This window comes from Streptomyces sp. NPDC003635, from assembly GCF_053587635.1.
The window spans coordinates 166,989-175,646 of record NZ_JBSFOK010000014.1 but is presented as its reverse complement, the minus strand read 5'-3'; the positions used below and the strand labels follow the sequence as shown (position 1 = coordinate 175,646).

The window sequence follows — 8,658 nt, the reverse complement described above, 5'->3', positions numbered from 1 at the left end:
CGCTCCGGCCTCGGCACCTGCCCTGCCCTCAGCGGCCTCGGCGCCCGCACCGTCCCCGGCGGCCTCGGCACCTGCCCTGCCCTCAGCGGCCTCGGCGCCCGCACCGTCCCCGGCGGCCTCGGCACCCACACTGTCCTCGGTCGCCTCGGCACCCGCACCGTCCCCGGCGGCTTCCCCGCTCGCGGTGGCGGCGGTGGTGCCCTCTGGCTCGGGTCGGCCCCCCTTCGCCACCGACTCCCCGGACTCCCCGTCCTCCGGCGTGGTCTCGGGCTCCGTGCTCACAGCGTGCTCCAGTCGTGATCAGGATAGCGGTGCACGGGCGCCGACACATCGTCGAGCGCCCGGCAGATCTCGTCAGGAAGACTAAGGGCCTCCACTGACAATGCCGCCGTGAGCTGCTGCGCGTTGCGCGCGCCGACGATGGGCGCGCTCACTCCGGGGCGGTCCCGGACCCAGGCGAGGGCCACCTGGAGCGGGGTCACGGCGAGTCCGTCGGCCGCGGTCTGCACCGCGTCCACGATCCGGCTCGCGGTGTCGTCGAGGTACGGCGCGACGAAGGGCGCCAGATGTTCCGACGCGCCCCGGGAGTCGGGCGGCGCAGTGGCGCCCCGGTACTTGGCGGTGAGCACCCCGCGGCCGAGCGGCGAGGAGGGCAGCAGCCCGATGCCGAGGTCCAGCGCGGCCGGCAGCACCTCGCGCTCCACGCCCCGCTGGAGCAGGGAGTACTCCAGCTGCGTACTGGCCAGCCGGGTCCGTATGCCCGGCGCCGCCAGCTGCCAGGTCCCGGCCTTGGCGAGCTGCCAGCCGCAGAAGTTGGAGACGCCCGCGTACCGGGCGCGACCGCTGCTGACCGCGATGTCGAGGGCCTGGAGGGTCTCCTCCAGCGGGGTGTCGGGGTCGAAGGCGTGGACGTGCCACACGTCGACGTAGTCCGTGCCGAGCCGGGCCAGCGAGGCGTCCAGCGCGGCGAGCAGATGGCCGCGGGAGCCGTCGAACCGGCGGTCCGGGTCCGGCACGCTGCCCGCCTTGGTCGAGATGACCAGGTCCCGGCGCGGCACAAGGCCTTCTATGAGCTGTCCGAGCAGATACTCGGCCTCTCCGTCGCCGTACACGTCCGCCGTGTCGACGAGCGTGCCGCCGGCCTCCCAGAAGGTCTTCAAGAGGTCCGCGGCGTCGTGCTCGGCGGTGTCCCTGCCCCAGGTGAGGGTGCCGAGTCCGATACGGGACACACGAAGGCCGGTCCGGCCGAGATGCCTCTGCTCCATGGACGCCGAGATTACTGGCCAGAACCTGCCGCGTGGGTGCCTGTGGATAACCAGTTTGCCGCTCAACGAAAACAGCCCGGGCCCCACGCTGGAGAGCCCCTCCCCGCGGTACCCCTCACCGCGCTAAGGTCTCGGCAACAGGGACGTTACTGATCAGTAAGGGGATCGGCCATGCAGCTCGGGATCAACCTCGGCTACTGGGGTGCCGGAATGGACGGCGACAACCTCGCCGTCGCCCAGGAGGCCGATCGCCTCGGCTACGCCGTCTGCTGGGCCGCCGAGGCGTACGGCTCGGACGCCGCCACCGTGCTCAGCTGGGTCGCCGCCAAGACCGAGCGCATCGACGTCGGCTCGGCCATCTTCCAGATCCCGGCCCGCCAGCCGGCGATGACCGCCATGACCGCCGCCACCCTCGACTCGCTCTCCGGCGGCCGCTTCCGCCTCGGCCTCGGCGTCTCCGGACCGCAGGTCTCCGAGGGCTGGTACGGCGTCAAGTTCGACAAGCCGCTCTCCCGCACCCGCGAGTACGTCGAGATCGTCCGCAAGGCGATGAGTCGTGAGCGGCTGACCCACGAGGGCGAGCACTGGACGCTGCCGCTGCCCGGCGGCCCCGGCAAGCCCATCAAGCTCACCGTGCACCCCACTCGCGAGCACATCCCGCTGTACATCGCGGCGATCGGCCCGAAGAACCTGGAGCAGACCGGTGAGATCGCCGACGGCGCGCTGCTGATCTTCCCCGCCGCCGAGCACCTGGAGGACACCGCGATCCAGTACCTGCGCGCGGGCCGCGAGAAGGCCGGCCGGACGCTCGACGGTTTCGACGTCTGCCCGACCCTCCCGCTCGCCGTCGGTGACGACAAGGACGTGGCGTCCCTCGCCGACACCTTCCGCCCCTACACCGCCCTGTACGTCGGCGGCATGGGCAGCCGCAAGCAGAACTTCTACAACCAGCTCGCCCAGCGCATGGGGTACGAGAAGGAGGCCGCCGAGATCCAGGACAAGTACCTCGCCGGCGACAAGCAGGGCGCCGCCACCGCCGTACCGCACGACCTGATCGACAAGACCACCCTGCTCGGCTCGGTCGACCGGATCGCGGACCGGATGAAGGCCTACGCGGCGGCCGGGGTCACCACCCTCACGCTCGCCCCCGCGGGCTTCACCCTCGACGAGCGTCTTGCCTCGCTGCGGGCCGGTACCGAGGCCCTGGAGCGGGCCGGACTCGCGTAACCGGCGGGGGGAAGTTTCCGCGGCCGTGGTGGGGGCTCGGGGGTCTTCCCCGCCACGGCCGTCACGCAGAACAACGCGCTCGCGCCCGCGCGGTTACGCCCGTGACGCGAGTCCGTGGGTCCTCCTTTTGGCGGAGTTGTCCGACACAACTGTTGCAGCACCCCTCGCGCCGCATTTGACTCGTTCTTTGCGGAGTCCCGCGGAGGCCCGCAGAGAGGTGCTCACGATGCTTTCGGCCAAGAGTCTGTTCCAGGAGATCCTCGACAACGACGAGTCCTTCGCCCTGTTCTGCTCCATCGCCGCGAGCGGGGAGTCCCAGGGCGGCTGGGAGAACGCCCGCATCGCCGCGCTCGTCCCGGACGGCGAGCGCGATCTGGCCCCCAAGATCACCCGCCACGGCGCCGACGAGGACAAGCACGGGCGGATCTTCAACGCCCTGATGAGGAAGCGCGGTCTGGAACCCGTCCCCGTCCCGCCCGAGACCGACTACACGATGCTGCTGGAAAAGCACGGCATCGGCCTGGCCCACGAGAAGCTCAAGGGGGAGGAGCGGCTGACGGTGCAGGACATCGTGACCTACCTCGCCCACAGCCGGGTGACCGAACAGCGCGCCTCGGAGGAGATGGAGCTGCTGCGCAAGCACTTCGCCGACCACCCCGACCTCGGGCGCGCGGTGAAGATGATCTCCAACGACGAGGACAACCACCTCGCCTACTGCCACGAGGAACTGCTGCGCTTCGCCTACGCCGGACACGGCCGCGCGATCCAGCAGACCCTGAGGGAGTGCGCCCTGGCGGAGATCCGGATCTACCGGGACGTCAGCCTCGCCGTCATGGCCCACATGGGACGCATCCTGGGATGGCCGCGCGCCAAGTCCGCGGTGCTCGCCGCCGGCATCCACGGCGTGTACGCCTGGGAGCGGGCGGCGGGCTGGCGCCGGATGGTGTCCCTGAAGATGCCGGAACGCCGGGACGCACTCGGCGGGCCCGCGACCTCGGCCCCCGAGTTCGCCTGATCACAGCCACCCGCGGCGCTTGAAGAGCCGGTACAGCAGCACCTCGAGGGCGGCCATGATCGCGATCAGCGCCGGATACGACCACACCCACCGCAGCTCGGGCATGTGGTCGAAGTTCATGCCGTAGATCCCCGCGATCATGGTGGGGACCGCGGCCATGGCCGCCCACGCGGAGATCTTCCGCATGTCGTCGTTCTGCCGCACGCTCATCTGCGCCAGATGCGCCGAGAGGATGTCCGACACCAGCCGGTCCAGGCCCTCCACCGACTCGTTGACCCGCGTGAGGTGGTCACTCACGTCCCGGAAGAACGGCCGCGCCTTGTCGTTCACGTACGGCACCGCCGCCCCGCCGCCCGACTCCGTCAGTCGCGCGAGCGGCATCGTCAGCGGCCCGGTCGCCCGCCGGAACTCCAGGATCTGCCGCTTGAAGGTGTAGATGCGGGACGCGGCGTGCCGGGAGCCGCCGCTCGGCGAGAACACGTCCGCCTCCAGCTCCTCCAGGTCGGTCTGGAGTTCGGTCGCCACGTCCACGTAGTGGTCCACGGTGGCGTCCGCGATGGCGTACAGCACCGCGGTCGGCCCCTTGTTGAGCAGTTTCGGCTCCTGCTCCAGCCGACGTCGTACGGCCTTCAGCGGAGAACCCTCACCATGGCGGACCGTCACCACGAAGCCGTCCCCCAGGAAGACCATGATCTCGCCGGTGGAGACCTCGTCGCTCCTGGGCTCGTAGACGACCGGTTTGAGCACCACGAACAGCGAGTCGTCGTAGACCTCGAGCTTGGGCCGCTGATGGGCCTTGAGGGCGTCCTCGACGGCCAGCGGATGCAGCCCGAACTCCCGGGTGACCAGATCGAACTCCTGCTCCGACGGCGCGTGCAGGCCGATCCAGACGAACCCGCCGGAGGCCCGCGCCTCGTCGAGCGCGTCGGAGAGGTCCTCGGGGCCTTCCGCCCGCTGCCCGTCCCGGTAGATGGCGCAGTCGACGATCACGGAGCGTATTCTCCCGTCCGCCCCCGACCGACGCACGTGGACGGACGCCTACGCTGGGCCGCATGCCCACCCTCATCCTGGTCCGGCACGGACGTTCCACCGCCAACACCGAGGGGCTGCTCGCCGGCCGACTGCCCGGCGTCGCCCTCGACGAACGCGGCGCCGCGCAGGCCGCCGCCCTGCCCGGACGCCTCGCCGGAGTGCCGATCTCCGAGGTCGTCACCAGCCCCCTGCAGCGCTGCGAGGAGACGGTCCGGCCGCTCCTCGACGCCCACCCCGGACTGCGGGCGCACACCGAGGACCGGATCGCGGAGTGCGACTACGGCGACTGGTCCGGCCGCAAGCTCGCCGAACTCAAGGACGAGCCGTTGATGGACATCGTCCAGGCCCATCCGTCGGCCGCCGCGTTCCCCGGCGGCGAGTCGATGCGGGCGATGCAGACCCGCGCGGCCGAGGCCGTACGGGAGTGGAACGCGCGCGTGGAGCGCGAGCACGGCGCCGACGCTGTGTACTTGATGTGTTCGCACGGCGACATCATCAAGTCGCTCGTCGCCGAAGCACTGGGACTTCATCTCGACCTCTTCCAGCGGATTGCTGTCGAACCGTGTTCCATCACCGCGATCAGTTACACCCGGCTGAGGCCGTTTCTCGTCCGCCTCGGTGACACCGGCGACTTCGCCTCGCTCGTGCCGCGCGCGGAACCACCGGCCGGTGACGCCCCGGTCGGGGGCGGTGCGGGCGCACCGTGATCGCCGGGAGCAGTAGGGTGAAGCGGTCGCGGTAGCGGCCCCCGATCACGAGTCCGTTCACGATTCCCATGGAGACAGGACGTGTCCCGTCAGGTGTTCCTCTACGACCCGCCGGAGCGTTTCGTGGCCGGCACGGTCGGACTGCCCGGACGCCGTACGTTCTTCCTCCAGGCGTCCGCCGGCTCCCGGGTGACCAGCGTGGCCCTGGAGAAGACACAGGTGGCGGCACTCGCCGAGCGCATGGACGAACTGCTCGACGAGGTCGTACGACGCAGCGGCGGCAGTGCCGCCGTGCCGGCGATGGCGCCCACCGAGGTCGCCGACACCGCCCCTCTCGACACCCCGATCGAGGAGGAGTTCCGGGTCGGCACCATGGCCCTCGCCTGGGACGGCGAGGAACAGCGCATGATCGTCGAGGCCCAGGCGCTGGTCGAGCTGGAGGCGGAGTCCGAGGAGGACCTCGCCGAGGCCGAGGAGCGGCTGCTGCAGGACGAGGAGAACGGCCCCCCGATGCTGCGGGTCCGGCTCACCGGCGCACAGGCGAGGGCCTTCGCCAAGCGCGCCCTGGACGTCGTCAACGCCGGGCGGCCGCCGTGTCCGCTGTGCAGCCTGCCCCTGGACCCGGAGGGACACGTATGTCCGCGCCAGAACGGATACCGCCGCGGAGCGTGACCGGCCTGGAACTGCTCACCGAGGGCGAGCTGACGGTACGCGGCCGCATCCGCGAGGCCTCCAACGCGGCCCTGTTCTGCTCGGTGGCGTACGACGGCCGGGAAGCCTCCTGCGTCTACAAGCCGATCGCCGGGGAGCGCCCGCTGTGGGACTTCCCCGACGGCACCCTCGCCGAGCGGGAGGTCGCCGCGTACGCCGTGTCCGAGGCGACCGGCTGGGGTCTCGTCCCGCCCACCGTGCTGCGGGACGGGCCGTACGGCGAGGGCATGTGCCAGCTGTGGATCGACGTCGTGCCCGGTGCCGAGCTGCTCGCCCTGGTGGACCGCGAGGAGCCGGAGGCGGGCTGGAAGGCCATCGGGTTCGCCGAGGTGGGGGAGGGGCGTACCGCGCTCCTGGTGCACGCCGACGACGAGCGGCTGCGCCGGCTCGCGGTCCTGGACGCCGTCATCAACAACGCCGACCGCAAGGGCGGCCACCTGCTGCCCGCCGCCGACGAGCGGCTCTACGGCATCGACCACGGGGTCACCTTCAACGTCGAGAACAAGCTGCGGACCCTGCTGTGGGGCTGGGCGGGCGAGGCCCTGACCGGTGAGGCGGTCGAGGTGCTGAAGGGCCTGAGCAAGGCGCTGGAGGCCGACGGCACCCTCACGGCCGCACTCGCCCCCCTGATCACCGCCGCGGAGATCGACGCCACCCGCGCGCGTGTCGAGGCGCTGCTCACCTCCGGCGTCCACCCCGAGCCGAGCGGGGAGTGGCCGGCGATCCCGTGGCCGCCCGTGTAGCCGTAGCGGCCACGGCATATGAGCTGGTGGCGCGCAAGAGCGCCTTACCGGCCATCCGGGTCGGTCCGGTTCGTATATGGAACCGCGGTCCGGTTACGCTCATGACATGTATGCCTGGCCCGCTTCTGAGGTCCCCGCCCTGCCCGGCAAGGGCCGCCACCTCCGGATCCACGACACCGCGACCGGTGGACTCGTCACCCTCGAGCCCGGTCCCGTCGCCCGTCTCTACGTCTGCGGCATCACCCCGTACGACGCGACCCACATGGGACACGCGGCGACCTACAACGCGTTCGACCTCGTGCAGCGCGTGTGGCTCGACACCAAGCGGCAGGTCCACTACGTCCAGAACGTCACCGACGTCGACGATCCGCTGCTGGAGCGGGCCGAGCGCGACGGCATCGACTGGGTGGCACTCGCCGAGAAGGAGACCGTCCTCTTCCGCGAGGACATGACCGCCCTGCGCATGCTCCCGCCCCAGCACTACATCGGCGCGGTGGAGGCGATACCCGGCATCGTGCCGCTCGTCGAGCGGCTGCGTGAGGCGGGCGCCGCCTACGAACTCCAGGGCGACATCTACTTCTCCGTCGAGGCCGACCCGAACTTCGGCAAGGTCTCGAACCTCGACGCCGCCGCCATGCGGCTGCTGTCCGCCGAGCGCGGCGGCGACCCGGACCGCCCGGGCAAGAAGAACCCGCTCGACCCGATGCTGTGGATGGCCGCCCGTGAGGGCGAGCCGAGCTGGGACGGAGCCTCGCTCGGCCGCGGTCGTCCCGGCTGGCACATCGAGTGCGTCGCCATCGCCCTGGACCACCTGGGCATGGGCTTCGACGTCCAGGGCGGCGGCTCCGACCTCGCCTTCCCGCACCACGAGATGGGCGCCTCGCACGCCCAGGTGCTCACCGGCGAGTTCCCCATGGCCAAGGCCTATGTGCACGCCGGCATGGTCGCGCTGCACGGCGAGAAGATGTCCAAGTCCAAGGGCAACCTGGTCTTCGTCTCCGCGCTGCGCCGCGACGGCGTCGACCCGGCCGCCATCCGGCTCGCGCTCCTCGCTCACCACTACCGGGCCGACTGGGAGTGGACCGACCAGGTGCTCCAGGACGCCCTGGACCGCGTCGGCCGCTGGCGCGCGGCCGTGTCCCGGCCCGACGGTCCGTCCGCCGACGCCCTCCTCGACGAGATCCGCGAGGCTCTCGCCAACGACCTCGACGCCCCGGCCGCGCTCGCCGCGGTCGACCGCTGGGCGGCGCTCCAGGAGGAGCGGGGCGGCGCGGACGAGGGCGCTCCGGGCGTGGTGACGCGGGCCGTGGACGCGCTGCTGGGCGTGGCCCTGTAGGACCCCCCCCGCAGGCAGACGAAGAGGCGCTTCCCCCCACCGAGGGGGAAGCGCCTCCCGTCATTTCAGGGGCCCGTCACCAGCGCTGGATCCGCACACTGCGCAGGACGTTCGGCGACCGGGTGTCCCAGATGCCGACGACCTGGTGGCCGAAGGCGAACGCCTGCTGGATCTGCTGGTGGATCTGCGGGTTCGGGTTGTTGAGCACCCGGAACTGGCCGTTGATGCGCAGGAAGATCTGGTGCGGCTGACCCTGGAGCGGGTGGACGAAGTCGACGAAGCCGTTCGCCGCACCGGAGGCGAGGTCCTGCGCCTGCACCTGCTGGACCAGCTGCTGCACGGCGGTCAGCGCGATCTGCTGGAACTGCTGCTGCATCTGCCGCTCGGCCTGCTGGGCCTGCTGGTCCTGTTGGGCCCGCTGGTCCTGCGGCGGGGTCATCTGCTGCAACAGCTGCTGGTAGGGCTGCTGCTGACCGAGGTTCTGGAGCTGCTCGAGCGAGCCGAATTGCTGTTCCTGGTAGGGCGAAGTGCTCGGGTACTGCTGACCCATTTGCGGGGTGGTGCTCATACGGGTGTCACCTTCCCTTGCTGTCATGGGCTTTCGCTGTCATGGATGTGGCTG

General features: G+C 71.1%; 9 protein-coding genes and 1 pseudogene. 6 read left to right on the top strand and 4 right to left on the bottom strand.

Translation table 11 applies throughout. The annotated features are described in order from the left end of the window. Positions 1–282 (bottom strand): annotated as a pseudogene (locus ACWDRW_RS16400) (hypothetical protein); the annotation flags it as partial. Further along, the gene (locus tag ACWDRW_RS16395; protein WP_451723703.1) at positions 279–1,265 is read right to left on the bottom strand and encodes an aldo/keto reductase; all 987 of its coding nucleotides are present in this window, start codon (positions 1,263–1,265) and stop codon (positions 279–281) included. The pseudogene ACWDRW_RS16400 and the gene ACWDRW_RS16395, both read right to left, overlap by 4 nt. 171 nt (positions 1,266–1,436) lie before the next feature. On the opposite strand from ACWDRW_RS16395, the gene ACWDRW_RS16390 reads away from it, so the two are divergent. Together ACWDRW_RS16390 and ACWDRW_RS16385 are read left to right on the top strand one after the other, a co-directional pair. Beyond that, entirely contained in the window at positions 1,437–2,492 is a 1,056-nt protein-coding gene (locus ACWDRW_RS16390) for an LLM class F420-dependent oxidoreductase (RefSeq protein WP_451723701.1), read from the top strand. 226 nt (positions 2,493–2,718) lie between these two features. Next, positions 2,719–3,507 (top strand): ferritin-like domain-containing protein, encoded by a 789-nt coding sequence (locus ACWDRW_RS16385; RefSeq protein ID WP_451723699.1) that lies wholly within the window; start codon positions 2,719–2,721, stop codon positions 3,505–3,507. On the opposite strand, the gene corA is transcribed toward ACWDRW_RS16385, so the two are convergent. Beyond that, on the bottom strand, positions 3,508–4,497 hold the full coding sequence (gene corA, locus ACWDRW_RS16380) for a magnesium/cobalt transporter CorA (RefSeq protein ID WP_451723697.1): 990 nt from the start codon (positions 4,495–4,497) through the stop codon (positions 3,508–3,510). Between the two features lie 62 nt (positions 4,498–4,559). On the opposite strand from corA, the gene ACWDRW_RS16375 reads away from it, so the two are divergent. The 4 genes from ACWDRW_RS16375 (at position 4,560) to mshC (ending at position 8,036) form a co-directional block, all read left to right on the top strand. Next, complete coding sequence (locus ACWDRW_RS16375) at positions 4,560–5,246, top strand: histidine phosphatase family protein (protein WP_451723696.1); 687 nt, start codon at positions 4,560–4,562, stop codon at positions 5,244–5,246. A gap of 81 nt (positions 5,247–5,327) precedes the next feature. Then, complete coding sequence (locus ACWDRW_RS16370; protein ID WP_451723695.1) at positions 5,328–5,918, top strand: DUF3090 domain-containing protein; 591 nt, start codon at positions 5,328–5,330, stop codon at positions 5,916–5,918. Then, the gene (locus tag ACWDRW_RS16365) at positions 5,882–6,700 is read left to right on the top strand and encodes an SCO1664 family protein (protein ID WP_451723693.1); all 819 of its coding nucleotides are present in this window, start codon (positions 5,882–5,884) and stop codon (positions 6,698–6,700) included. Before ACWDRW_RS16370 ends, ACWDRW_RS16365 begins: the two co-directional genes overlap by 37 nt. Before the next feature lie 106 nt (positions 6,701–6,806). Further along, positions 6,807–8,036, top strand: coding sequence for a cysteine--1-D-myo-inosityl 2-amino-2-deoxy-alpha-D-glucopyranoside ligase (mshC, locus tag ACWDRW_RS16360; RefSeq protein WP_451723691.1), 1,230 nt, complete (start codon positions 6,807–6,809; stop codon positions 8,034–8,036). Between the two features lie 76 nt (positions 8,037–8,112). Here mshC and ACWDRW_RS16355 read toward each other — a convergent pair whose 3' ends face one another. Then, positions 8,113–8,604: a hypothetical protein gene (locus tag ACWDRW_RS16355; RefSeq protein ID WP_451723689.1), complete on the bottom strand. Its 492-nt coding sequence runs from the start codon at positions 8,602–8,604 to the stop codon at positions 8,113–8,115. Positions 8,605–8,658: the final 54 nt, after the last annotated feature.

Coding starts and splice junctions, on each gene's coding strand:
- ACWDRW_RS16395 (WP_451723703.1), bottom strand. CDS start 1,265: ATGGAGCAGAGGCATCTCGGCCGGACCGGCCTTCGTGTGTCCCGTATC.
- ACWDRW_RS16390 (WP_451723701.1), top strand. CDS start 1,437: ATGCAGCTCGGGATCAACCTCGGCTACTGGGGTGCCGGAATGGACGGC.
- ACWDRW_RS16385 (WP_451723699.1), top strand. CDS start 2,719: ATGCTTTCGGCCAAGAGTCTGTTCCAGGAGATCCTCGACAACGACGAG.
- ACWDRW_RS16375 (WP_451723696.1), top strand. CDS start 4,560: ATGCCCACCCTCATCCTGGTCCGGCACGGACGTTCCACCGCCAACACC.
- ACWDRW_RS16365 (WP_451723693.1), top strand. CDS start 5,882: ATGTCCGCGCCAGAACGGATACCGCCGCGGAGCGTGACCGGCCTGGAA.
- mshC (WP_451723691.1), top strand. CDS start 6,807: ATGTATGCCTGGCCCGCTTCTGAGGTCCCCGCCCTGCCCGGCAAGGGC.
- ACWDRW_RS16355 (WP_451723689.1), bottom strand. CDS start 8,604: ATGAGCACCACCCCGCAAATGGGTCAGCAGTACCCGAGCACTTCGCCC.